This window comes from Streptomyces sp. NPDC111744, from assembly GCF_055634995.1.
In genome coordinates this window covers 1-23,778 of the sequence record NZ_JBVKCG010000033.1, presented here as the reverse complement: position 1 = coordinate 23,778, position 23,778 = coordinate 1, and the positions used below count along the sequence as shown (strand labels likewise).

The 23,778-nt window shown below is 68.1% G+C and carries 20 protein-coding genes and 2 pseudogenes; 11 read left to right on the top strand and 11 right to left on the bottom strand.

Annotation, left to right across the window (positions count from 1 at the left end; genetic code table 11):
- Positions 1 to 236 precede the first annotated feature (236 nt).
- A protein-coding gene (locus ACZ7OO_RS40090) for an IS3 family transposase (protein WP_471512343.1) occupies positions 237 to 1,417 on the top strand; the annotation gives its coding sequence in 2 pieces (ribosomal slippage) (positions 237 to 501 and positions 501 to 1,417; 1,182 coding nt in all).
- A 40-nt stretch (positions 1,418 to 1,457) separates the two neighbouring features.
- Positions 1,458 to 1,744: pseudogene (gene tnpA, locus ACZ7OO_RS40085) on the top strand (IS200/IS605 family transposase); the annotation flags it as partial.
- Between the two features lie 531 nt (positions 1,745 to 2,275).
- Here tnpA and ACZ7OO_RS40080 read toward each other — a convergent pair.
- The 5 genes from ACZ7OO_RS40080 to ACZ7OO_RS40060 form a co-directional block, all read right to left on the bottom strand.
- A complete protein-coding gene (locus ACZ7OO_RS40080; RefSeq protein WP_471512342.1) occupies positions 2,276 to 3,208 on the bottom strand; it encodes an aldo/keto reductase in 933 nt (310 codons plus the stop codon).
- 49 nt (positions 3,209 to 3,257) lie between these two features.
- Positions 3,258 to 4,118, bottom strand: a complete 861-nt coding sequence (locus ACZ7OO_RS40075) for an aldo/keto reductase (protein ID WP_471512341.1) — start codon at positions 4,116 to 4,118, stop codon at positions 3,258 to 3,260.
- A gap of 918 nt (positions 4,119 to 5,036) precedes the next feature.
- Complete coding sequence (locus ACZ7OO_RS40070; RefSeq protein ID WP_471512340.1) at positions 5,037 to 5,708, bottom strand: 3-oxoacid CoA-transferase subunit B; 672 nt, start codon at positions 5,706 to 5,708, stop codon at positions 5,037 to 5,039.
- Positions 5,705 to 6,376 carry a 3-oxoacid CoA-transferase subunit A gene (locus ACZ7OO_RS40065; RefSeq protein ID WP_471512339.1) on the bottom strand — a complete coding sequence of 224 codons (672 nt, stop codon included), beginning with the start codon at positions 6,374 to 6,376 and terminating at the stop codon, positions 5,705 to 5,707. The genes ACZ7OO_RS40070 and ACZ7OO_RS40065 overlap by 4 nt, the downstream gene beginning before the upstream one ends.
- The gene (locus ACZ7OO_RS40060; protein ID WP_471512338.1) at positions 6,373 to 7,575 is read right to left on the bottom strand and encodes a thiolase family protein; all 1,203 of its coding nucleotides are present in this window, start codon (positions 7,573 to 7,575) and stop codon (positions 6,373 to 6,375) included. Before ACZ7OO_RS40060 ends, ACZ7OO_RS40065 begins: the two co-directional genes overlap by 4 nt.
- Positions 7,576 to 7,658: 83 nt before the next feature.
- On the opposite strand from ACZ7OO_RS40060, the gene ACZ7OO_RS40055 reads away from it, so the two are divergent.
- Together ACZ7OO_RS40055 and ACZ7OO_RS40050 are read left to right on the top strand one after the other, a co-directional pair.
- Complete coding sequence (locus ACZ7OO_RS40055) at positions 7,659 to 8,576, top strand: LysR substrate-binding domain-containing protein (RefSeq protein WP_471512337.1); 918 nt, start codon at positions 7,659 to 7,661, stop codon at positions 8,574 to 8,576.
- A complete protein-coding gene (locus tag ACZ7OO_RS40050; protein ID WP_471512336.1) occupies positions 8,573 to 9,517 on the top strand; it encodes an AraC family transcriptional regulator in 945 nt (314 codons plus the stop codon). The genes ACZ7OO_RS40055 and ACZ7OO_RS40050 overlap by 4 nt, the downstream gene beginning before the upstream one ends.
- Positions 9,518 to 9,529: 12 nt before the next feature.
- Here ACZ7OO_RS40050 and ACZ7OO_RS40045 read toward each other — a convergent pair whose 3' ends face one another.
- From ACZ7OO_RS40045 to ACZ7OO_RS40035, 3 genes are read right to left on the bottom strand one after another with little or no spacing between them, the layout of a single operon-like run.
- On the bottom strand, positions 9,530 to 10,438 hold the full coding sequence (locus ACZ7OO_RS40045; RefSeq protein ID WP_471512335.1) for an intradiol ring-cleavage dioxygenase: 909 nt from the start codon (positions 10,436 to 10,438) through the stop codon (positions 9,530 to 9,532).
- Entirely contained in the window at positions 10,435 to 11,481 is a 1,047-nt protein-coding gene (locus tag ACZ7OO_RS40040; protein WP_471512334.1) for a maleylacetate reductase, read from the bottom strand. The genes ACZ7OO_RS40045 and ACZ7OO_RS40040 overlap by 4 nt, the downstream gene beginning before the upstream one ends.
- 3 nt (positions 11,482 to 11,484) lie before the next feature.
- Positions 11,485 to 13,278 carry an FAD-dependent oxidoreductase gene (locus ACZ7OO_RS40035; RefSeq protein ID WP_471512333.1) on the bottom strand — a complete coding sequence of 598 codons (1,794 nt, stop codon included), beginning with the start codon at positions 13,276 to 13,278 and terminating at the stop codon, positions 11,485 to 11,487.
- A gap of 680 nt (positions 13,279 to 13,958) precedes the next feature.
- On the opposite strand from ACZ7OO_RS40035, the gene ACZ7OO_RS40030 reads away from it, so the two are divergent.
- From ACZ7OO_RS40030 to ACZ7OO_RS40010, 5 genes are all read left to right on the top strand, one after another.
- Complete coding sequence (locus ACZ7OO_RS40030) at positions 13,959 to 14,351, top strand: hypothetical protein (protein ID WP_471512332.1); 393 nt, start codon at positions 13,959 to 13,961, stop codon at positions 14,349 to 14,351.
- Between the two features lie 317 nt (positions 14,352 to 14,668).
- Positions 14,669 to 15,388 carry a hypothetical protein gene (locus tag ACZ7OO_RS40025; protein WP_471512331.1) on the top strand — a complete coding sequence of 240 codons (720 nt, stop codon included), beginning with the start codon at positions 14,669 to 14,671 and terminating at the stop codon, positions 15,386 to 15,388.
- A 74-nt stretch (positions 15,389 to 15,462) separates the two neighbouring features.
- Positions 15,463 to 15,954 carry a hypothetical protein gene (locus tag ACZ7OO_RS40020; RefSeq protein ID WP_471512376.1) on the top strand — a complete coding sequence of 164 codons (492 nt, stop codon included), beginning with the start codon at positions 15,463 to 15,465 and terminating at the stop codon, positions 15,952 to 15,954.
- Positions 15,955 to 16,472: 518 nt separating this feature from the next.
- Positions 16,473 to 16,949 carry a hypothetical protein gene (locus ACZ7OO_RS40015; RefSeq protein ID WP_471512330.1) on the top strand — a complete coding sequence of 159 codons (477 nt, stop codon included), beginning with the start codon at positions 16,473 to 16,475 and terminating at the stop codon, positions 16,947 to 16,949.
- Positions 16,950 to 17,005: 56 nt separating this feature from the next.
- Entirely contained in the window at positions 17,006 to 19,336 is a 2,331-nt protein-coding gene (locus tag ACZ7OO_RS40010) for a tetratricopeptide repeat protein (RefSeq protein ID WP_471512329.1), read from the top strand.
- Between the two features lie 141 nt (positions 19,337 to 19,477).
- Here the strand turns inward: ACZ7OO_RS40010 and ACZ7OO_RS40005 are convergent.
- Positions 19,478 to 20,556 (bottom strand): IS630 family transposase gene (locus tag ACZ7OO_RS40005; RefSeq protein WP_471512328.1). Its coding sequence is split into 2 segments (ribosomal slippage): positions 19,478 to 20,070 and positions 20,070 to 20,556, totalling 1,080 coding nucleotides; the frame shifts between segments, so codons are not numbered across the junction.
- Positions 20,557 to 20,608: 52 nt separating this feature from the next.
- Positions 20,609 to 20,866, bottom strand: coding sequence for a thioredoxin domain-containing protein (locus ACZ7OO_RS40000; RefSeq protein WP_471512373.1), 258 nt, complete (start codon positions 20,864 to 20,866; stop codon positions 20,609 to 20,611).
- Between the two features lie 506 nt (positions 20,867 to 21,372).
- Here ACZ7OO_RS40000 and ACZ7OO_RS39995 point away from each other — a divergent pair.
- Positions 21,373 to 21,975, top strand: coding sequence for a DUF6000 family protein (locus ACZ7OO_RS39995; protein ID WP_471512327.1), 603 nt, complete (start codon positions 21,373 to 21,375; stop codon positions 21,973 to 21,975).
- A 231-nt stretch (positions 21,976 to 22,206) separates the two neighbouring features.
- Positions 22,207 to 22,671: a hypothetical protein gene (locus ACZ7OO_RS39990; RefSeq protein WP_471512375.1), complete on the top strand. Its 465-nt coding sequence runs from the start codon at positions 22,207 to 22,209 to the stop codon at positions 22,669 to 22,671.
- Here the strand turns inward: ACZ7OO_RS39990 and ACZ7OO_RS39985 are convergent.
- Positions 22,666 to 23,643: pseudogene (locus ACZ7OO_RS39985) on the bottom strand (IS701 family transposase); the annotation flags it as partial. The gene ACZ7OO_RS39990 and the pseudogene ACZ7OO_RS39985 overlap by 6 nt on opposite strands.
- Positions 23,644 to 23,778 lie beyond the last annotated feature (135 nt).

Here is a 23,778-nt window from a genome sequence, read left to right as displayed (position 1 = left end):
GTGGGCAGTCCGCCGTCACAGATGAAACGCCGGACCGTCAACCGGATCACAACGCTCCGCTCACCGAGCGGGGATCCTGCAACGTGCACTGATAGGCGCCGTTGACACGGTCCGAGAAGCAACCGCAGGCCGGACACGCCGCTCCGGCCGCCCGGCCTCTCGCCACCACTGAGGGGCCACGAAGTTTCCGGACAGGCACCCAATAGGGTTGTCCTGAACAAGGAGACGAGGAAGAAGTGGCGCCACCCAGTAAGTACTCGCCGGAGTTCCGCGAGGAAGCCGTCCAGATCGCGTTGAGGTCAAGCAAGACGATCTCCGAAGTCGCCCGGGAGCTTGAGTTGAACTCGGAGACGCTACGCGGCTGGGTGAAGAAGTACCAGAAGCAGCAGGAACCGGCCCCCGATGCGGAACTGACGGTGAACGAGCGGGCGCGCCTGAAGGAACTCGAACGACGCAACCGCGAGCTGGAGATGGAAGTTACGTTCCTGAAAAAAGCCGCAGCGTACTTCGCGAAGGATCCCCGGTAGCAAGCAAGTACGAGTTCATCGACGAGATGCGGCTCGACACCGAGAAGTACGCATACAGCGTCGAGTTCATGTGCGGCCGACTCGGCGTCTCCAGATCCGGCTACTACGACTGGAGATTGCGTTCGGAATCCGCGACAGCTCTGCGGCGCGAAGAACTGAAATTGCTCATCGAGAAAGCCTTCGACATGTCCGACAGCACCTACGGGCACCGGCGCATCCAGGCCCAGCTGCACCGCTGGGGCGTCGCGGCGGGCGTGGAGCTGGTCCGCCGCCTCATGCGCGAACTGGGCCTGGTGTCCAGCCTGCCACGGCCGAAGAGGTTCAACCTCACTCAGGTTGCGGCCGGCCAGGTGCCGGACCTCGTCGGCCGCGACTTCACCGCGGATGTGCCCGGCGAAAAGCTCGTCGGCGACATTACCTATATCGCGACCGGGGAAGGCTGGCTGTACCTCGCGACGGTGATCGACTGCTGCACGAAGGAAGTCATCGGTTACGCGATGGACGACCACTACCAAACCCCACTGATATCCAGGGCGATCCGCAACGCGGCACGGAACAGGAACCTCTCGGCCGGCGCGATATTTCACTCCGACCGCGGAAGTAACTACATGTCAGCCGAGTTCGGGAAGACACTCAACCGGTTTGGGCTCCGCAGATCCTCCGGCCGTACTGGTATCTGTTTCGACAACGCCATGGCCGAATCATTCTTCGGCGCTCTGAAGAACGAGCGCGTATCAAGGGTGACTTACCTGACCCGCGAGGCTGCCCGGCTGGACATCACTCGCTACATCGAATTCTGGTACAATCGTAAACGCCTCCACTCGGCGGTGGGTTACCGCCCACCGTGCGAAGTCCACGCCGAGCACCAGAAGTTGCGAATTGCCGCGTGAAATGAACGGTCAGAAGCCTGTTCGGAAAACGCGAGGCCCCTCAGACGTCCATCTGCGGCGTATGGAGGACATCATGCGGGCGGTGTGCGCGGACTTCGAGTGCGAGCTGACCGAGTTCAACGGCGAGGACAACCACGCGCATCTTCTGGTGAACTTCCCGCCCAAGGTGGCCGTGACCAAGCTGGTCAACTCCCTCAAGGGCGTAACCTCCCGCCGCCTGTACCAGGAGTTCCCGATCTCGTGCGGCACTACTGGCGGGCGAACAAGCTGTGGTCCGGGTCCTACTTCGCCGGCACCGTCGGCGGCGTACCACTGTCCCCTATCCGCCCGACTTGGAGACCAACCTCGCCGATCTGCTGCGTCACCGCGAGCGACTGCCGGGCACAGTCGACGCCGACGACTGGGCGAAGCCGAGGCCCTACCCTTTGACGCGGCGGATCGGACGCCTCCGCCGCCTGATCCGCCGCGTCAAGGACCCTGTCGGGGAGCTCTCTGACGCAGAACACGCCGAGATCGACCAGGCCACCGCCTTGGACCGGCGCGTCCGCGGCCGTGTCGTCCACCTGGGCCTGCCCCGTGTCCGTCAGGGGGGCGGAAGTCCTGTGCGATCTGCGCAGCCCCGCAGGTTCCAGGTGAGTTGCGATGCAAGGTGACCGCGTAGCCGTCGCTGAACTTCGTACCGCAGACGCCGTCCAGCCGTGCCGGGTGTACCTGCGCCGGCTTCCTGAGAACCGCGCAGTCGTGTGTGTGACAGTAAACCCGCGCGTGCGCGGCCATCGTGGAGTGGTTTGCGCACCTGTGGCCGAGGACGCCTCTCCACGCTGCCAAGTCGGGCACGCTGCCAAGTCGGGCCGACGGTCAGGGCACGATGTAGTTGGCGGCGCGGAACAGTTCGTACCACTCTGCACGGGTCAGTGGTAGGTCCGAACCGAGGGCGGCGTCCGCGACGCGCTGCGGTGTGGTCGTGCCGATGACCACCTGCATCCGGGCGGGGTGGCGGGTGATCCAGGCCGTCGCGATGGCAAGGGGCGGCACACCGTACTTCGCCGCCAGGCGATCTATGACCGCGTTGAGCTCGGTGTGGCGCTCCGAGCCGAGGAACGGTCCGTCGAAGAAGCCGGCCTGGAAAGGTGACCAGGCCTGCACGGTGATGTCGTGCAGTCGGCAGTAGTCCAGGAGCCCGTCGTCACGGCTGATCGACTGGTCCAGGCCCTGCATGTTGGCCGCGACGCCTTGCGCGACGAGCGGGGCGTGCGTGATCGACAGCTGGAGCTGGTTCACCACCAGCGGCTGACCGACGTGGCGGCTCAGCAGATCGATCTGCCGGGGGGTGTGATTCGAGACGCCGAAGGCCCGTACCTTGCCCGCCGCGGCGAGTTCGTCGAAGGCACGCGCTACTTCTTCGGGTTCGACCAGGGCGTCGGGACGGTGCAGCAGCAGGATGTCGAGGTAGTCGGTGCCGAGTGCTTTGAGTGAACCGTCCACCGACTCCATGATGTGTTCGTAGGAGAAGTCGAAGTAGGGGCCTTCGCGGACGATGCCGGCCTTTGACTGGATGATCAACTTTTCACGCTGCGAGGAGCTCAGCCGCATCGCCTCGGCGAAACGGCGCTCGCAGCCGTGCAGCTCGCTGCCGTACACGTCGGCGTGATCGAGGAACGTGATGCCCGCGTCCTGGGCGGCGGCGAGGAGTTCGCGCACCTCAGCGTCGCTCTTGTCCTGGATACGCATCAGGCCGAGCACGATGTTCGGGACGACCATGTCGGTGCCGGGCAGTTTGAACGTCTTCACGATCGGTTCCTTGTCCATAAGCGGGTATTCGGTGCCGGTATCGGGCGCCTCAGGCCGCCGACAGGCGGGAAATCTGCTCGGGGGTGAGCTTGACGTCGGTGGCGGCCGCTGAGTCACGGATGCTTTCGGGGCGAGAGGACCCGGGAATCGGGACCACCACGGGCGCGAGGGCAAGCTCCCAGGCCAGAGTCACGCGGTAGACGCTGACGCCTACCTCGTCCGCGACCTCGCGGAAAGCGGCGTGGTGCGCGGAGAGTTCGGGCGCGTTCGCTATGCCGCCCAGTGGGCTCCAGGGCAGGAACGCGATCCCTAGTTCGGCGCAGTGTTCGAGCTCGCGCAGACTGGAGCGGAACCTGGGCGAGAACTGGTTCTGGACCGAGTCGAGGCGACCGCCCAGGATCTCGTTCGCCTCGTCGATCTGCTCCACGGTCGCGTTCGAGATGCCCGCCATGAGGATCACGCCCTCGTCGAGCAGGTCACGGATTGCACCGATCGAATCGGCGTAGGGGACGCGCGGGTCGGGGCGGTGGAACTGGTAGAGGCCGATCGCCTCGACGCCCAGGCGTTTTGCCGACTCCTTGGCGGCGTGCTTGAGATGGGCCGGATCGCCGTTCACGGTCCAGCTGCCGTCGCCGGGCCGCAGGTGACCGCCCTTCGTCGCGACGAGCACGTCGTCCGCTCCCGGGCCATATGCGCGCAGTGCCCGTGCGATGAGCTCCTCGTTGTGTCCGACCTCGCCGGCGTCGCGGTGATACGCGTCCGCTGTGTCGATGAGCGTGACACCGGCGTCCAGCGCCGCGTGGATCGTTGCGATCGATCTGTCGGCATCGGGGCGGCCCTCGATGGACATCGGCATGCCGCCGAGCCCGATCGCGGAAACCGTCTGTCCGCCGATCGTGCGTTGCTTCATCGGACGTCTCCTCCGGGTGTGGAAGACAGGTGGTCGAGGTCTTCTCGTACGGAAGGCCTGCCTGGACGAGCCTAGGAATCGATGATTCAGAGGTCCAACAGTTGTTGGTCATGGCATTGAGAAAGGAAATCGATAAATGTATCTGCGGCAGACGCGATAAGTGCTCTCGCTTGCCGACGAGCGTCACTTGACCGGGCCGCGCAACCCGAAGACATGCGGCAGTCGGTCCTGTCGGGGCGCGGGGCGCGGGGCGCGGGGCACGGGGGGTAAAGCAGGGTGTGCTTCCGTAGGCACGAAACATCCGGCGATTCGGCATCTTGACCCGGTTGACACCCTCGCTCGCGCCTAGCGTGGCACCCCGCACATCCCGGGTGCAGAAGATCGGCCGCGCTCCGGAAGGGATGCATGGTCCCCGGACAGCAGGTCCTCGTCGGCGGCGTGCGGGCCTCCACCCAGACCCCGCCGATGCGCACCCGCCTCGGTCAGGACATCGGTGTTGTCGCCCGTCCGAGTCGCCGTCGTGCCGGTGCGCTCGTGGTGGCCATCAGCACCACCTGGCGACCACGAGCAAGGTGAAGGGGGCGGGCCGCCCCAGACGAGCCGACAGTGACGGGCTCTCCCGCCAGCCTCATGCGGGCAGGCCGCCGACCGTCCAAGGCCATCACCGCCTGGACCGCAACGTCCTGACTAACCATTGCGGGGGGAGCGGCGTCGCAGCTGAGGGCGCCGGACCTGACCCACGGGAAGCGGCCGCCGTCGGTCTCCGGTCCGCGGTGACTCCATGACCGACGCGGCGATCGGCGACGGCGACATCGTCACCGCAAATGCCATGACAGCGCCGACCACGGCTACATCGTTGCCGCACTGCTCGGAGACGCACGGTGGACGAATACCGACCCCGTTGGGTACTGGAACGAGCTATTCAGGGGCGCCGCTCCCCAACGGCAGGCCCAGGCGGTCGGCGAGTTCGGGTAGGTCGATGCCGAAGGTCTGCCGGACCTGGATCCCGCTCGGGGTGAGGTCGAAGACGGCCAGATCCGTGTAGAGGCGATCCACGCAGGCCAGTCCTGTGAGCGGATAGTCGCACTCGGGGACCAGCTTGGGCGCTCCGTCCCGGGTGAAGAGGGTCATCATCACGAAGACCTTCTTCGCCCCGATGGCCAGGTCCATGGCTCCGCCGACCGCGGGAATGGCGTCGGGTGCGCCGGTGTGCCAGTTGGCCAGGTCGCCGCGTGCGGAGACCTGGAAGGCGCCGAGGACGCAGATGTCCAGGTGACCGCCGCGCATCATCGCGAAGGAGTCCGCGTGGTGGAAGTAGGCGGCGCCCGGCAGCTCGGTGACGGGAACCTTGCCAGCGTTGGTCAGGTCCGGATCGATCTGGTCCGCCGAGGCGGCGGGACCCATGTTGAGCATGCCGTTCTCGGTGTGCAGAACCACGCCGGAACCGGGGGAGAGGTGGTCGGCCACGAGGGTCGGCTGGCCGATGCCGAGGTTGACGAACGCTCCTTGCGGGATGTCACGGGCGATCAGGGCGGCGATGTCGTGCTTGCCTAGAGGGCCCCGGCCGGTCGAAGGGGATGTCTGTGTCATGAGTGATCAGCCACCTGCACCACACGGTCGACGAAGATGCCGGGCGTCACGACGGTCTCGGGATCGATCTCACCGGTCTCGACGATCTGCCGGACCTGCGCGACCACGGTGGTGGCCGCGGTGGCCATGACGGGACCGAAGTTCCGCGCGGTCTTGCGGTAGACGAGATTGCCCATACGGTCCGCGCGGTGAGCGCCGATCAGCGCGACGTCTCCGCCGATGGGGTACTCCAGCACATGGAGGCGGCCGTTGATCTCACGCACCTCCTTGCCTTCCGCGAGCAGCGTGCCGACACCGGTGGGGCAGAAGAAGGCACCGATACCCGCTCCCGCCGCCCTCAGCCGTTCTGCCAGAGTGCCCTGGGGGACTACTTCGAGTTCGATCCGACCGGCCCGGTAGAGGTCGTCGAACACCCAGGAGTCCGCCTGGCGGGGGAAGGAACAGATGACCTTGCGGACCCGTCCCTCGGCCAGCAGCGCGGCAAGGCCGGTGTCGCCGTTGCCGGCGTTGTTGGAGACGACAGTGAGGTCGGTGGCCCCCTGTCGGATCAGTGCGTCGATCAACGCCACCGGCATGCCCGCCATGCCGAAGCCTCCGACGAGCACCGTGGCGCCGTCCTGGACACCGGCGACCGCCTCGTCCGCACGAGCACACAGTCGTGTGGTCACCTGCTGCCCCCGGCGACGTTCTCCAGGACCACGGCGAGGGCCTGGCCGACACCTATGCAGATCGCCGTGACACCCCACCGCTTGCCGGACTCCTGCAGACGGCGGCAGAGGGTGCCCAGCAGGCGGCCGCCGGACGCACCGAGGGGATGGCCGAGCGCGATGGCCCCGCCCTTGGCGTTGACGATCCGCGGATCGACATCCCACGCGTCCACGCACGCCAGCGCCTGTACGGCGAACGCCTCGTTGAGTTCGACGGCGTCGATGTCGGCCCAGGAGATGCCCGCGCGCTTGAGCGCCCTGTTCACGGCCTCCACGGGTGCGTATCCGAACATCTGCGGATCCACCGCGGCCACGCCGCGGCCCGCGACGCGGGCGAGGGGATCCACACCGATGCGGTCGGCGGCCGCGGCCGAACCGAGCAGCACCGCGGAGGCGCCGTCGTTCAGCGGCGAAGCGTTTCCGGCCGTGATGAGGCCGTCGGCCCGGTAGGCGGGCTTGAGTGCGGCGAGCTTGTCCATGGTGGACCCGGGGCGGATACCCTCGTCGCGTTCCAGAACGGTGCGCTCGCCGTCCGAGACGGGGACGACCAGGTCGTCGTAGAAGCCCGCGTTCCAGGCGTCGTCGGCGAGACGGTGGGAGCGGAGGGCGAAAGCGTCCTGGCGCTCGCGGGAAATGGCGAAGCGGTCGGCGAGCTGTTCGTTCGCCTCGCCCAGAGAGACCGTCCACTCCTTGGGCATGCGCTCGTTGACCAGGCGCCAGCCGAGAGTGGTGGACACGGCGGTGACGTCTCCCGCGGGGAAGCCGCGACCGGGCTTGGGCAGAACCCACGGGGCGCGGGTCATCGACTCGACTCCGCCGGTGAGGACGATGTCCGCGTCGCCGCTCTCGATGTCGCGTGAGGCGATGAGGGCGGCGTCGAGAGACGATCCGCACAGGCGGTTGACGGTGGTCGCGGGCACCGAGGTGGGCAGTCCCGCCAGCAGGACGGCCATCCTGCCGACGTTGCGGTTGTCCTCGCCGGCGCCGTTGGCGTTGCCCCAGACGACATCGTCGATGCGTGCGGGATCCAGTGCGGGGGTCTTGGCGAGGACCCCGCCGATGACCTGTGCCGCGAGGTCGTCGGGCCGGACCTCGGAGAGGGCGCCCCGGAAGCGGCCGAAGGGGGTTCGCACCGCCGAGTAGAGATAACTGTCGTCCATACCGTCACGGTAGAGGCGCGGACTTCAACGGGTCCAAGACTCAATCCGTATTGATTGATAAGTTGATATTATAGAATCAGGGTATGGAGCTGCGGCAGATCCGGTACTTCCTGGTGCTGGCCGAGGAATGCCACTTCGGACGGGCGGCCGCGCGCCTTCACGTGGCTCAACCGGCCCTCTCCCAGCAGATCAAACAGCTGGAAAAGGAGCTCAGGACCACACTGTTCACCCGCTCAACCCGACACGTCGCCCTGACCGAGGCCGGACATCACCTCCTGGAACACGCCCACACCCTGGTCGCGGAGGAGGAGCGCGCCCGCCGCCACATGACAGAGCTGGCCGACGGCCACGCCGGACGGGTCTCGACCGGCTTCATCGGCACCGCCACCTACGACCTTCTGCCCCAGGTCGCACGCACCGTACGAGCCCGACTGCCCAGAATCACCATGGACCTGCGCGGCGAGCTCCTCACCCCCGACTTGGTCGACGGACTGCTCGCCGGCACCTACGACCTGGCAGTGCTGCGCGGCCCCGCCGACCACGAGGACATCCGCACCACACCCCTGCGCTCGGAATCCCTGGTCGCCGTACTCCCCTCGCACCATCCCCTCGCGGCCCGGCCACGCATCTCGCTCAAGGCGCTGGCCGACGAGCCCTTCGTCGTCCACTCCTCACGATCCTCCATGTACGGCCGGGTCCTGACCGCATGCCGGCGCGCCGGATTCCAGCCCACGTCACTGATGGAGGTCGGAGAGACGGCCACACTGGTCGTCTTCGTGGCCGCCGGGCACGGCGTGGCCCTCGTGCCCTCACCGGTACAGAGCCTCCGCCTCGCCAGCGTCGCCTACGTACCCCTCACCCAGACGGAATCCGTCGATCTGGTCCTCGCGAGCCATGCCCGGCGCACCACCCCCGCCACCGAACAGGTCGCCTCGGTGATCGAAGAATGTGTGGGCGGGCCTCAACACCGGCAGTCCCCGCCCTCTACGCTGGAGGAATGACGAGCGGCACAACAGGTGCTCCGGTGCGCTTCACTACGACCGGTCTTCCCGAGGCGGAACGCATCGCCCTGTGGGAAAAGCACAACGCCGAGGCCTTGATCGGGCTGCGCTGCCGTTCCCTGCACGACACCGCCCTCGACGCGACGGAGATCAACCTCCAGCTGCCCAGAGCACACCTCGCCCGGGTCCTCGGCAGCCCCCACGTCGTCGAACGACCCGACGCCGAGATCCGCCGCGTGCCATCGGACGCCGTTGCCTGCTATCTGTCCCTGGCCGGTGACGCCTTCTTCTACTACGACGACGGCGTACGGCTACTGCGTCCGGGACAGCTGCTGGTCTGCGATGCCGACCAGCCCTTCGTCCGGGGCTTCTCGCACGGCCTGGAGGAACTCGCGGTCAAGATCCCCCACACGGTGTGGCGTGATCTGGGCGGACCGCCCTCGCTGCCACAGCCGCTGGTCATCGACGCCGGCCCTGTTCACCTTCGGACTCTCGCCACCGTCGTCGCCCGGGCACTGCCACCGGAATCCTCCGTCGCCGCGAACGTGGACGAGGAGGCCGTGCTGGACCTGCTCGTATCCGCAGCGGGCGACCGCGGCCCCTCCCTGTCCACGGTCCACCTGAGCGTCGCCAAGACCTACATTGACGACCACCTGGCCGACACGGGGCTCTCGGCGGCCCGCATCGCCCGCGGCATCGGGATCAGCGAGCGCCATCTGTCCCGGGTGTTCGCCGCGGGCGACACGAGCGTGCCGCGGTATCTGCTGAACCGCCGCCTTGAGCGAGCCCGCACACTGCTGAGCACCGGGGGAGAGGCGACCGTGGCCGAGGTGGCCGCGCGGTGCGGGTTCGCGTCGGCCGCCCACTTCTCCCACCGGTTCAAGGAACGCTACGGCCTGCGCGCCACCGACGTCCTGCGCGGGGCACGCGCACGGTCGTAGCTGGGTGCGGGATCAGGTGCCGTCGGGTGCCAGCACGATGTCGAAGCGAACCCGGGACCAGGGACGTTCCCCGAGATCCCGCCCGTCCGGCGTGGGCGTACCCGCCGGCTGAGCCACGAAGTCCTTCACGAGCGATTCCTTCACCCCGAACACGGAGTCCCGGTCCAGCAGTTCGTCACCGCGGACGAAGATGTGCGTGACCAGCGTGCGCCGTGCGGGAGCGCTCACCATGAAGTGCAGGTGGGACGCCCGCATCGGTGAACGGTCGGTCGCCGCCAGCAACTCTCCCACCGGACCGTCGTGCGGAATGGGGTACGGCGTCGGCGTGAGCCCCCAGAACCGGTAGTGGCCCTCGGAGTCGCTGAACAGGTGCGCCCGTGCCGCCATTCGGTCGTCCCCGTACTGCGTGTCGTAGAAGCCGTCCTCGTCGGCCTCCCACACTTCGATCCGCGCCCCGGCCACGGGTTCTCCCGCGTCATCGGTGACGGTGCCCTCCACCCAGCAGGGTTCCCCGGCGGCCCCGAAGGCGAGATCGCCGCCCTGGGCGATCTCGGGGCTGTTGTCGACGAAGAACGGGCCGAAGACGGTGGCCTCGGTGGCGTCGCCGTACGCCTCGTTGTTCACGGCGACCGTCTGCATGGAGGCTCCGAGCACGTCCGACAGCAGGATGAACTCCTGGCGGCGCTCGTCGGTGATGTGGCCGGTGCGGGTGAGGAATTCGATCCCCTGGCTCCACTCGTCCTCGGTGAGCCGGACCTCTCGCACGAAGGTGTGCAGGTGGTGGACCAGCGACTGCATGATCTCGCGCAGCCGAGGGTCCGCGCAGCCGTCGAAGGACGCCAGCACCTGCCGGGTGATCTGCTCCTCACGCTCCTGCTGCTCGGCCGGGACGGGCTCACGGGGGGTGAGGGTGCTGTTCATCGGGCCTCCCAGGCGTTCCGGACGAGATCGGTGATCCCGTCGAGGGTGACGGGCCGCGGATTGCCCGCGGGTGCGGCGGCCACGACAGCCTCAGCCACGGCCGCCACACCGTCCCGGGGCATCCCGAGGTCGCGCAGTGAGCGCGGCGCACCGAGCCCGTCGCGGAGGCCGACGAGTCCCTCGACGGCGTTCGGGGAACCGAATGCGGCAGCCAGGCGTCGCTCCGCGTCCGGGGCGAAGGGCACGTTGAAGGCGAGGACATGAGGGAGGACCACCGCGTGGGTGTGGGCGTGCGGAAGGTTGAACATCCCGCCCAGCACATGGCACACCTTGTGGTGCAGTCCCGACCCCGCGGACGCGAACGCCGCGGCGGCCAAGTAGGCGCCGTACAAGGTCTGTTCCCGGCCGTCCAGCGCTTGCGGGTCCTTCACGACCAGCGGCAGTCCCGTCCGCAGCGCCCGCACGCCCTCGGCGGCGAGGGCCTGGTTGATCGGATCCGTCCGCGGTGCCCACATGGAGTCCACACAGTGGGCCAGTGCGTTGAGCCCTGAGGCGACACTCAGCTCGACCGGAAGGGAGAGCGTGAGCATGGCGTCGTAGACGATGGCACGCGGCAGGACACACGCGTCCGTACCGGTGGTCTTCACGGAGTCCTCGGTCAGCCCCCATACGGCGGTGGCCTCCGAGCCGGCGTACGTGGTCGGGACGGCGACGATCGGCAGCCCGGTGGTCAGCGCGACTGCCTTGGCCAGACCCGTGGTGGACCCGCCGCCGACACTGACCAGGGCGTCGACGTCCCGTTCCACGGCCGCCGTACGAGCCCGCACGGCGACCTCGACGGGAACGTGCATGACGACGTCGTCGTGCCGGTGGACCACGGGCAGGCCGGCGGTGACGCGATCGGCGAACTCCCGCTCGGTCGCTCCCGCGATGACCATCACCCGCCGGGCGCCGAGCGCGGCGACCTCCGCGGCCAGGCCTTCCTCGGCCGCGCCGGAGGCGAACCGCACCCGCTGCGACAGAGTGTCGTGGATGAACTGCATGGACTAGTCCCTTCCCAGGACGGAGAGCAGAGCAGCACGCAGCTGGTCCTCAGGGTTCTCGGGCAGCTCCATGGCCCGCCATGCGATGTGCTTGTCGGGCCGCACCAGCAGCACGCCGCTCTCGTCGATCTCGCGCAGCTTGGCCCAGTCGTAGTAGAGGTCGGTCACCTCCCGGCCCGGGCCGATGACGACGGTCGTGAGCGGGACACCCAGTTCCTCGCCGACCGTCCGGGCCGCCCGCTCCCACGCCTCGCCCGCAATGCCGGTCAGCAGCGTCCAACGGTCGTAGGGCGCCAGGTCCATCAGCGCGTGACGGTGTGCGCTGTCCCCGACCCAGGCGTGCGGTAGATGCGCGCCGGGGGCGGTCGACATCTCGTAGTACAGATCGGCATCACGTGCGGGCGCGGGAAGTTCGTTGCCGTCGCAGACGACGGCCGTCGAGGTGTAGTGCTGGCCGAGCTCCACACCGTGCGCGTTGAACTCGTAGTTCTTCAGATCCATCGCGCGCACCAGCGCGGCCCGCTTGGCGGCCCCTGCGGGGGTGTTGGCCTTGCGTTCCTCGATGGCGGCCGTCATCGAGGCCTCGTCCGGTGCCCCGAGAACGCCCAGTGCCTCGAAGATGTCGATGAACTCGCGGCTGGACTTGTTGGCGCGCTTGACGATGCGCTCGGCGACGGGAGCCCGCTCTGCCGTGTACGTCTCCAACAGGCCCGCTCCCGCATGCCCCTTGAGCACGGCCGCGATCTTCCAGGCGAGGTTGTACGCGTCCTGGACGGAGGTGTTGGAGCCCAGGCCGTTGCTCGGCGGGTGCCGGTGCACGGCGTCGCCCGCACAGAACACGCGGCCCTGCTGGAGCCGGGTCGCGTACATCTCGTTGTTGCCCCACAGACTGGTGCCGGTGATCTCCACCTCCAGGTCGGGTGCGCCGAGGAGGTTGCGGACGATCTGCACGGCAGCGGCCTCGTCGACGACCGGGGGTGCCCCGGCGATGTCGTAGCCCCACACGATCAGCCACTCGTTCCACGGCCGCACCATGCGCACGAGCCCGGCGCCGATGCCGCCGACGTTCGAGCCGGGCTGGAGGACCCAGTACAGGACGGACGGCCGGTGGGCCACGTAGCGGCTGATGTCGGCCTTGAACGTGATGTTCATCGAGCCCGCGATGTCCATCGCGCCCTCGAAGGGCAGACCGATGTCCGCCGCGACCTTGGAGCGGGCACCGTCCGCGCCGATCAGGTACTTCGCGCGGATGCTGTACTCGTGCCCGGTGAGCCGGTCCAGCACCCGCACGGTGACTCCGTCGGCGTCCTGGGTGTGGGACAGGTACTCGCTGGAGAACCTCGTCTGCGCGCCGCGCTGCGCCGCGTTGCGGACCAGGATCGGCTCGAGATACGTCTGCGGGATGTCCACGGTGAGGCAGGGGGACGCCAGCCGGTAGTCCGCCTCACGGTCCGGCCGGGTCCCCCAGGTGTGGATACGGCCGATCTCCTCACCGGTGATGCTGGTGCAGAACACCGTGTCGCCGACGAGTGAGTGGTCCGTGGCGTCGGCCAGCACCTGCGCTTCGATGCCCATATCGCGGAAAACCTCCATCGCGCGCTGGTTGGTGATGTGCGCGCGGGGGGTGTTCGCCGTCCACCGGTACTTCGTGATCATGATGGTGTCGACGCCCAGCGTCGCCAGCAGCAGCGCTGCGGAGGCGCCTGCGGGGCCGGAACCGACGACCACGACGTCGGTTGTGACGGCCGAGTCGGCCGGCAGCTCGGTCTCGGACATCCCGTCGTTGAACATCGGCATCGTGCTGACCTTTCATCGATCCGGCGGCGTTGCCGGCTCCGTCAGTCTGAGACGGACTCGGACGGCGCGGAACAGCACGGCGGCGAGGTCGGCGGATCCACCAAGACATGGCGGATCCACGAAAGATCCGGTCACACCGCGAGGTCTGGACGCGCGGCTGTCGCTGAGCATCGGGCGGTACGGCGGGACTCGCCGTAGGAGGTAGTCCGGCACGAGGCTGCAGAGCCGGATTCGCCGGGCATGCCGTGCGAGGGAGGCGTCCACCGCCTTGGTACCCCCGGCCGCAGCACCGCTGCGCAGATCGAGCGGGTGGCGACATCGACCGCGATCCTGGGGGATCGGTGAGCAGCAGGCGGCCGGCATGACGCGGGGTGCTCACGGGGCGGTCGCCTTCGGCGCGGCCCCAACGAGGCGACGCACGGGTGCCACGCCGACACGACTCCCCCACGCATGCTCCAAGAGCCTCTTCTCCGCGCGGGAGGCTGCCCCGTCAGGCGCGGTCCGATGACGTCGAATCAGGGCTGTGACCAGCGTGGATGCAATATTCGGCACGTACAGGCCGCCGAGTTCTTCCATTTCGGGTCAGGCGGTGGTGACGAGGCTCGCCCCCCGGCGCTGCCGCACCCGCCCCGGTCGCCGGTGTCGGTCGGGGCGGCTCATTCGGCAACGATTTCGTGTCCTTGTCGGATAGCCAGGTCCAGGAGACCTGGAAACAGGGCATCGAGCTCATCGCGACGCAGCCGATTCAGTCGTCGAGTTCCTTCGTCGCGCTGTCGGATAACCCCTGCTTGCCTCAGGACTTTGAAGTGACCACTCTGCGTGGACTTGCTGATTGGAAGAGCGAAGGCTGTACACGCCAGCTCACCATCGGGTTCCATCTCGGCGAGACGGGCGACTACAGCCAGACGTATGGGGTCACTCAGCGCCGCCATCACGGCGGTGAACTTCATATGTTGTTGGTCCGGGTGCACGAGTTCGGTCGAAGTGCGGCTTGCCACAACATCAAACTAGCACATGTTCAGCCTTGCCGAACATATGTTATGTTCGGCAAGGCTGAACACGGCGCGGGTTGACGCTCGCCAGGCGACTACCCGAACCATGACAGCGTCCTCGCCTTCCCGGCATCTTCGTCGGGGGCCTCCATGTCCACTCCTCAACTGATCACCGCTGGCGTGAGACTCGCCGCCGCAGACGCCCTCGCCTCCGGACTCGTCGAGGAACTTTGTCTCGGAACCACGTCCCTCCCTCACCCTTGAGCCCGCGGGCGGCCCCGGCGGTCGCCGAGGCCGCCGCCCGGCTCGAAGGCGTCGCCTGACGCTGATCCCAACGACAGATCACTGGCGCGCCTTTGTAACAACAACCCACCACGATGCACTGAAGGAGACCTGACATGAACGAGCTGCTGACCCGGGCGATCGAAGCCCACGGTGGGATCACACGCTGGCAGGAACTGACCCAGGCGCAAGCCACCATCGTCAGCGGTGGCCACCTGTTCGAAGTCAAGGGCCTGCCGCAGGATTCCGAGCCGCGCGAGATGACCGTCCGACTCCACGAGGAGCACGCCTCGGTCAAGCCTTTCGGTGCCCCTGACCAGAAGACCGACTTCTCGCCCGGGCGAGTGGCCATCGACAAGCTCGACGGGCGAGTGGTGGCCGAACGAAAGGACCCGCGGACGTCCTTCACAGGCCACGTCCTGGAGACCCCCTGGGACCCGCTGGACCGTGCCTACTTCAACGGCTATGCACTGTGGACCTACCTCACCACGCCATTCCTGCTGTCTATGCCCGGCTTCACGGTCACCGAGATCGAAGCGTGGCGGGAGGAAGGCGAAGCCTGGCGAGGACTGCGCGCCACCTTCCCGTCCGAGATCGCCAGTCACAGCACCCATCAGGACTTCTACTTCGGCCCCGACCACCTCCTGCGCCGGCACGACTACCACGTCGACGTCGCCGGTGGGTTCGCCGCCGCGCAGTACGTGTACGACAACGTGGAAGCGGACGGCATCGTGCTGCCCACCAGACGCCGGGCCTACCGCCGCGACACCGACGGCCGGCCCATCCTCGACGAGGTCATGGTCTCGATCGACCTCAGCAGCATCCACTTCAGCTGACAGAAGACTTGGCCGAAGCCGTCAACGCTGCGGGCGTCCGCCGAAAGCTTCAGATCAGAATCGTCCGACGCGCGGTGGATGTGAGCAACTGGCTGCGGCCCGACGCCCCGACCAGCCCGGACCTGCTGTTCTGCCACGTCTGCGGCTGGGGATGTCCAACATCAGGGGTCAAGGCCAGGTCAAGGCCCCTCATCTACTACCCCTGGTGGCTGGACAAGCTGGCCGACAATGTCACCGGGAACGGCTCGTTCATCGACAACGGTCCCATCCAGGGCCCTGAGGCCGTCCACTCGGTCGTGACCGCCGCCCGCGGGCTGTACGAGTTCCAGGACTTCACCTACACCGGCGACTACGACGACAACGGCTTCATCGAGGAGTACACCACCCGGGTCAAGGGCGAGACCCTCCACGTCGTTGTCACCGTCGCCCGCAATGCCGCCGGCGAGTGCGAACAGCTCGTCGTGAACCACCGGCCGCGCAACGCGATGCTGCTCTTCTCCCGCGAGATGCACAAGAAGTTCGCCGGCACCCCCCTCGCCAAGCACTTCCTCGCCGACGAGTCCTGAACCGACGGCATCACCGATCAGCCCGGCCCTCGCGGGGGCCGGCCAAGTCATCGCGATGGTAGGCCTTCAGGCCTGACCCAGGCCGGGCCGCCGCCGCGGTTGCGGTGGGGGACGACTGCCGCATCGGCGTCCCACCCCGACAGCACGCCTCCGACACCGCCCGCATCGCCGTGACCGGCGCATCCACGCACCAACCCAACCCTCATACAGGTGCTTCCTGGCACAGCCTGTAGCCCAGTCGTCCGTCTCCATCCCCGTCGTCCCGGCCAAGCCGCCGCTGAAGGAGATAGCCCCATGGGCGATCGCCCATCGGCATCCTCATGCTGGTACTGCTCTACTTTGTGTCACAGGGCGCCATTACTGACATCGGCGCTTCAGGGTGGCGATTTGGTCAGTCTGGCTTGACGGTTGGTCACTTGTCCTCGCCCGCCTGAGCAACTACGTGGATATCCGCCTGGGCACGGTGCCCGGCTCGCGGTACGGTCGGGGTCACGGTTGCCGACAAGGGGGGATTGCGCATGCTGTCCGAGGCGCTGACCGCGCTGGCCATGTCCGGTGGGACGGCGGTGATGACCGCGGCCGGGACCGAGGCCTGGGAAAGGTTCCGAAGCCGGGTGGCCGCCTGGTTCGGGCGGGGAAACGCCCAGCGCGAGAGAGCTGAGCTGGAGCGGCTGGAACGCACCGCCGCCGAGCTCGCGGCGGCTGAGGGCGGCCAGCTGGAGCGGCTCCGGATCCGGCAGGAGGCCTCCTGGCAGGCCCGGTTCGAGGCGTTCTTGGAGGATCTGCCGGACGACGAGCGCGAGCGCGCGGGCGAGGCTCTGCGCGAGCTGCTGGATGAGCGCGCGGCGCAGGCCCAGGTGTCGGCCGGGGACGGCGGGATGGCAGTCGGCGGAAGCGTGCACATCAGCGCCCAGGAAGGCTCGGTCGCCGGCGGTGTGATCCACGGAGGTGTGCAGATCGGCCACCCTCAGGGGCCGGATCCGTCCAGGGGCTGAACGGACCGGCTACGCCTAGCCCATTACAGACCTCGCCGCCGCCGCTGTTCACGGGGGTGCGGGCGAGCAACCACAGCTTCGCCGTCGGCCACGCCGACCAGGTGGCCTACTACGCCGGCCGACGTGCCCCGGCGGCCTGGCCGCACCAGGTCGGGGCGGTTCCGAACACCGCGTGCTGCTTCCAGCACCGGGCCGTTATCGACATCCCCGACACCCCTGCGCGCTACCGGATACTGGTCGGCACAGCGGGGGTCGGCAAGACCCAGCTGGCCGCGAACGAGGCCCGCACGGCCTGGCAGGCCGGGCAGCTCGACTTGCTGGTCTGGGTGACCGCCAGCAGCCGCGTGGAGATTCTGACCGCCTACGCCCGGGCCATCGCCGAGATCACTGGTAGTGAGCCAGCCGATCCGGAGCAGGGCGCGCGGGAGTTCCTGGCCTGGCTCCGGCCGGGCGGGGGCGGGGAGGCGGTCCGCCGGCTGATCGTCCTGGATGGTCTGGTCGACCCCGACGATCTGCGTGGGCTCTGGCCTCCGGACCAGCCCGTGGGGCGGACCCTGGTCACCACCTGGCGCCGGGACTTGGCCCGCGAGGGGCTCGGCCGACAGGTGGTCACCGTGCCGTCGTTCAGCTCCGCCGAGGCCTTCGGCTACCTCACGGCGGTGCTCGCTGCGTCCGGCCGAGTCGAACCTCCTGAGCAGCTGGAGGCGCTCGCCCGCGAGTTCGGACACCTGCCGGTCGCGCTCGCGCAGGCGGCCGCCTACCTGGGCAGCACCGGCCTGAGCTGCGCCGACTACCTCCGCCTACTCGCCGACGATGGGCGGCAGCTGACCAACCTCGTACCGGACCCTGGCGGACTGCCGGACGAGCAGAGCCTGCCGCTGCCGAACGTCTGGGACCTCGCGCTGGAGCGCGCCGACGCCCTGGCGCCGGTCGGGACGGCGCGGGTGCTGCTGGAGCTGGCGGCGCCACTGGCTTTCGACGGCATCCCGGCTGCGGTGCTGACCTCTGCGTTCAGGTATCTCGACCAGGAGCAGACCGCACGCCCGGCCGAGGGCGCGGAGCCGGACGGGAGTGCCGCCGAGACGCTCGCGCTGCTGCACCGGTGGAGCCTGCTCGACTACGACCCGGCGGACCAGGACCGGTCCGTGCGGGTCCACCCGGTGGTGCAGCGAGCCGTCCGCGAGGGCGTGCCCGCGAACCGGGCCGCGAAGCTGGTCGACCGGGCCGCCAACCTACTCCTCGTCGCGTCCCGGAAGTCGGCGGACGAGGCGAACTCGACGTCGTTCTTCCTGGTACCTCCGCGTGAGCAGGCGCCACACCTGCGTTCGCGCGTCCTCGACTTCTCGCCGGATGTGCTGCGTTCGAATGTCGAGGCGCTGATGCGCAATGCCCCAGTCCTGCTGCTGGGCTCCGGCGAGCCCGAGTTCCGGCACGGCTGGAGTACCGGTGCGGGGCTGCACGACCTCGTGCTCCGGGTGGGAGACGCGCTGGCGGACGACGGCCGGCCACAGGCCGCGCTGGACTACTTCGTAGCGCTGCTGCCAACGACGGCCGACCGGCTGGGAGCCCGGCACGAGTCCGTGACGAAGCTGCGCGGCCGGATTGCGCGGCTGCGGGCGGAGTCCGGCGACCTCGCCGCCGCGATCACCGAGTACCGGCGGATGATCGACGATCAGCTGGCTCTGCTGGACCCGGAGTACGAACTGGCCCCCTCCCAACGGGTCCGCCTCGTCGAGGAGGTCACCGAGCTGCGCTACCGCCTGGCCCACTGGCTCGAAGAGGCAGGCGACCTGCCGGGCGTCGCAAGCATCTATCACGACATGCTCGCCGATGATCGCTACACCGCGGCCGTCGACGGACGCACGGGCCCGCCCGACTTCAATCTGCGCCGCACCGCCGCCGAGTGGCAGGGAAAGGCGGGGGACACGGCCGGGGCAGTGGTCGTGTATCGCCAGCTCGTTAACGAGCAGTTCCGCACGTACGGGCCGGAGCACCCTCGCACCTTCGACACCCGCTTCCGCTTCGGCCACTGGCTGGGCGAATCGGGCGACACGCGAGGGGCCGTGACCGTCCTGACCAACCTGCTCAACGATCAGCTCCGCCTGGAGTCGCGCGAGATCGCCCAGGGTTCTCGGGACACCTGGTCCAACCCGTACGCGGTAGCCACCGACACCGACCGGTCCGAAATCTTCCGCACCCGCGCCGCGCTCGCCCACTGGCGCGGCCACTCCGGCGACCCTCGCGGCGCAGTTGCCCTCCTCTCCGACCTGCTGAACGAGCAACTGCGCGTACTCCGCCCAGACCACCCCGACCTCGCGACCACCCAGCAGGCACTAACGTACTGGCAGGAACACTCCCGGGGCAGGGGGTGGCTACGAGGGAGGTAGACCTTGGCCGGCCGCCACCCGGGTGGCGGCCGGCGCGCGCAGCCGGACCAGCAGTCAGAGTCACTGAGCCGTGTTCAGCTCTGCAGCTCCATGGCGAGGTGTTCGGCTGCCGGCGTTACAGACTTACCTGACCTCGGCTCGTCAGGGTGAGGCTGGGGTGTCGAGGGTCAGGCCGGTGCCGGCTATGAAGCCGTCGAGGGTGTCCGGCCGGTACTGCAGACGCTTGAGTCGGTTGCGGACGAGGGCTTCGAGTCGGTCGAGGGCGACCACGGCAAGGTTGGCAAGGCTCCGCTTGACGTGTGCCCAGACCCATTCGACGGGGTTGAGGTCGGGCGAGTAGGCGGGAAGGAGAAAGACCGTCAGCCAGGCACGGTCAGCGATCAACTCTCGCATGGCGTGCGAGACATGGGTGTTCAGGCGGTCCCAGACCAGCACGATCGGTGCCTTGACGAGCTGGTGCACGCCGTCGACCAGTGCGATGAAGTCGCGCTCGCCCATACTGCGGCGTTGACCCTTGCCCGCGGGGTGCGCGCGCAGGCGGTGGCACAGCCGAGTGCGCGAGCCCGGCCGCATGGCGATCATCCCGGCCACGGACAGTCGTCCCGAGCGGCGCCCGCTGACGGTCACGACCGGTGTGCGGCCTCGCCGGCCCCAGGTTCGTCCTTTGGGCGGTCGGCGGGTGAAGCCTGCTTCGTCCTCGAAGCAGATGTAGTCCCCGCAGGCCGCCCGAGCTCTTTTACCTCCTCCCAGGTCACCTCCTTCCACGCGGTGACGGCCTGCTCGTCCCGCTCGGCCACCCGACGCGCGGGGACTTGCGGGCTGAAACCGAGCCGGTGCATCAGCCTCGTGGCACCCGAGACGCTGTACGAGACGTGGAACTTCCGCCCGATCAGCGTGGCCACCCGCGAGGCCGTCCACACCTGGTCCTCCACCCAGCCGTGCGCGGCCGGACCCTGCTCCAGATACGCGGCGAGCTTCTCCAGGCAGCGCGGCGACAGACGGCACCGCGACCCGCTCGGACCGCGTGACGCCAGCGCCTCGACCCCGCCGTCGCGCCACAACTGGTGCCACCGGTAAGCCGACTTCGAACTCAGCCGAAGCCGTCGAGCCACCTCCAGCGGCTTGACTGAGCGCTCGAACAGCTCGGCTGCCTGCATCCGCACGGTCTCCCGGCGCAGCCGTCCCGCGGCGGTCAGCCCGCCGCCATCCGCATATCTCACACACCATCGGATACAGCCACCACAACGAGCCCGTCAGGCAATCCAGGACAGTTCACCCTGACGAGCTGAAGTCAGTAACCGCCTTCTTCGACCCGTTTCCTCCCAGCCGCGGGTCCAGGAACGACGCCATCGTGTACTCGACCTTGACCTTGTGCCGCAGGACCCACTTGGTGAGGACAGGGCCGCCGCCCGTGGTCTCGAACTCCCTGCAGTACGGGCATCGCGGGTCTTCGTAGAGGTGCACGGTCACCCGCGCCTGGGGGTCGCCCACCAGAATGCTCGTGCCGTCCGATTCCAACTGCTCGGGCACGTCAGCCAACAGGGGGTAATCGGTCTTGGCCTGGCTTCGTCGCCCGCCGCCGGCCGCGGCAACCGGGTGCCGGGGCCCGCAGCTCATCAGGGCCGCACCGAGCACGGCTGTCAACACGGCTGCCGTCAGCCGTCTTCTCCCATGATTCAACCGCATCGTGCCCCCCGTAGTCTTTGAGGGGAGAGTAGGCCATCCGCTGCAGGACCGCGGCCGGGGGGTTCGGTCTTCCGTCCCGCTCAAGTGTGACCACCGGATTCCTGCCTGTTCCGGCGGCAACAGTTCGCTGTCTGTAGGCCGTTCTGCGTACGACATCACGTCTGGAAACTCAGTAACACCCCCAAATCAGCGACCGAGCCAACTTCTGTGGAGCAGTAACGCTGCGTGCTGTCGAAACCCTGCTCACCCGACCTGGGTGTCCCCGATGGCGTCCCACCCATCTCGGGGCCACCGCAGGCGTATTCCGCCCCACGCCCTCAGCTACGTGCTCGTCGCGAGAGGATGGAGTGGTGATCCGCTACGACCCCGAGATACAGGCCCTGTACCGCCGCTATTGCCTCCCCGCGCGCCGCTACCTGAAGCTCGGCGGAGCGGTACTTCGCATGTCGCGCGAGGAGTACGAGCCTTTCGTTCATGCCTTGGCCGCTGATGCGAGGGCTGTTACCGACGCCGAGCTCACCATCCTCTTCGAAGGCAGCTGGCGCGAGCGTCGGACCGCGGCATGGCTCGCCGCCGTCTCGGGCCGTGACCACTTCCGCGAGCGTCTGGGAGCGCTGCTGCTGGAGAGCGAGGTCTGCTGCGCGGGTGGGGCCTACTGTGTGGCGCTGGCGAGTTTCGGCACCGCAGGGGACGCCGACTTGCTCGCCGCTTACCTGGATCGGTACCTGCGTCGGCCTGACCTTGCTTACGACCAGCCGACAGCCATGGGCGCCCTGGCGTACACCGACTCCGTCTTGCACAGCGACCGGGCCAGCCATTTCCTTAAGGAGGGCGGCCTGTGGCAGCAGTGGTTCCAGGGTGCGCCCCACATGCACGGCGATGACGGCATCTCCACCTACCTGGGAGGCATTCGCCTCGCCTGCGCCGTCATCGACGAATGCGCCGACACCTGACCCATTGGTTTTGTTCGCGTCGAAGACTCTGGCTCACCGTCTAGGACGCGGCGACCCTCCGTCATGCCAGTAGGACGCGCTAGCGGAGAAATTGGAAGCCTGCCCGCCCGAACATCTGGCGCTTGAGCATCTTGATCCGGTTGACATGCCTTCGACCGCACCCGAGCTCCAGGGCAGGGTTAATCCGGCGGTGACGGCGTCGATGTCGCGATCGATGCCGGCGGCGAGGGCGTGGAGGCTGGGCAGTTCGTCCTGCCGGACGGCGTCAAGCCAGGCCGGGAGGCTCTCGCCCTGGAGGTCGGTGAGCATGGTCGGGGTCTGTTTGTTTCGATAAACCCCGGCGGTGACAACGTTTCAGGCGGCTCGTACCCGAGCGTGCAGAACCCCATCTCCCCCGAAGACGCCGGCGATAAGAGTGCGGATGACAGCGGTAGTGGAGGAGGGGGTGGTGGTGGAGGCGGTGGTCTTGGAGGCTGGCTCGGTGACGTTGCCAAGACTGCCTGGCGCGAGACGAAAAACACAGTTGTCTCATTCGTCACCACCCCGATTGAGCAAATCAAGACCGACGGTCGATGCATCACGTCCGGCGATGACTGCGAGGCCATGCTCGCCCAGCTGGTCTACAGCTCCAACCCGGCCGCAGCCGCCGCAATGGGTGCCACGTCCCGTGCCGCAGAAATCTACGGCGACTTCTAGGCCGCACTCGCCCTTGGCGGTCTGGAAGCACTGTTCCACCGCCCACCTCGCGGCAGCCACCTTGACCAGGTCCTTCAGTCGGGAGCCGACCGGGCCGAAGCAGACGTAGTAGGCGATCTCGCTCAGGTCGCTGACGTTGCGTCGGGCGAGTACCCAGTGCCCGAAGCCGTTCTCCCAGTACGGGCGGATCGCGACGCGGGCCCAGTCGTAGATCCGCTCCCCGTGGGCGCCATGACCGCCGGAGATCCGCTTCCACGCCTACCGGGGCAGGGCGGCGACGAGCTGGTCCACCCGGGCGTCGCCGCCGGCCGCCGTGACCACGGTGTCGTTGACCTTGGTGGCCAGCACGTGCGCGACGCCGCGTTCCTCCAGCCATACCCGCAAGTGTTTGACCTGCCCGTATGCCTCGTCGGCGGTGACCCACGCGAACGGGATGCCCGCGTCGATGGCACGTTGCAGTATCCACTTGAAGTGCTCGTTCCTGGTCGCGAAGGGGATCTCGTCGTCGATCCCGGCCGCGCGGCAGCGGTCTCGGTCATCCGTCCATGAGGCGGGGATGTAGAGCTCGCGGTCGATCAACGCCCGCCCCTTGACTGACGCATAGGCCAGGAATATCCCGATCTGACAGTTCTCCGTGCGGCCTGCGGTACCGGTGTACTGTCGCTGAACTCCGGCGGACTTGGTGCCCTTCTTCAGGAAACCGGTGTCGTCGCCGATCAGGACCGCGTCCTTGGTGCCGATGGTTTCCACCACGAAGTCGCGCAGGTCGTCGCGTACCGCGTTCTCGTCCCAAGCGGAGTGATTGAGCAGGCGCTGGACACCGTCCGGGCGAAGCTGTCCGACCTGCTCGGACAGCGTCCACCCGTTTTTCTCTTCCAGCGGCGCGAGGAGCCCGTTCAGGTAGTCCAGCGCCCGCTCGCGGGGCTCCGACCTGCCGAAATGGCGTGCGAACCGGGCATGGAGCCCGGCCATCCCCTCGGACCACGACTCGACATGCTCAACCGACAGCGCATCAGCACACAGTCATACCAACGAGACCAAGGGCCGCCCGTCACGCCAGATGCGGTTGCAGTACTAGGCCTCGGTGCGGCAGTCGGCCATGACCCG

Coding starts and splice junctions, on each gene's coding strand:
- ACZ7OO_RS40075 (WP_471512341.1), bottom strand. CDS start 4,118: ATGAAGCAACGCACGATCGGCGGACAGACGGTTTCCGCGATCGGGCTC.
- ACZ7OO_RS40070 (WP_471512340.1), bottom strand. CDS start 5,708: ATGACACAGACATCCCCTTCGACCGGCCGGGGCCCTCTAGGCAAGCAC.
- ACZ7OO_RS40060 (WP_471512338.1), bottom strand. CDS start 7,575: ATGGACGACAGTTATCTCTACTCGGCGGTGCGAACCCCCTTCGGCCGC.
- ACZ7OO_RS40055 (WP_471512337.1), top strand. CDS start 7,659: ATGGAGCTGCGGCAGATCCGGTACTTCCTGGTGCTGGCCGAGGAATGC.
- ACZ7OO_RS40050 (WP_471512336.1), top strand. CDS start 8,573: ATGACGAGCGGCACAACAGGTGCTCCGGTGCGCTTCACTACGACCGGT.
- ACZ7OO_RS40045 (WP_471512335.1), bottom strand. CDS start 10,438: ATGAACAGCACCCTCACCCCCCGTGAGCCCGTCCCGGCCGAGCAGCAG.
- ACZ7OO_RS40040 (WP_471512334.1), bottom strand. CDS start 11,481: ATGCAGTTCATCCACGACACTCTGTCGCAGCGGGTGCGGTTCGCCTCC.
- ACZ7OO_RS40035 (WP_471512333.1), bottom strand. CDS start 13,278: ATGCCGATGTTCAACGACGGGATGTCCGAGACCGAGCTGCCGGCCGAC.
- ACZ7OO_RS40025 (WP_471512331.1), top strand. CDS start 14,669: ATGAACGAGCTGCTGACCCGGGCGATCGAAGCCCACGGTGGGATCACA.
- ACZ7OO_RS40015 (WP_471512330.1), top strand. CDS start 16,473: ATGCTGTCCGAGGCGCTGACCGCGCTGGCCATGTCCGGTGGGACGGCG.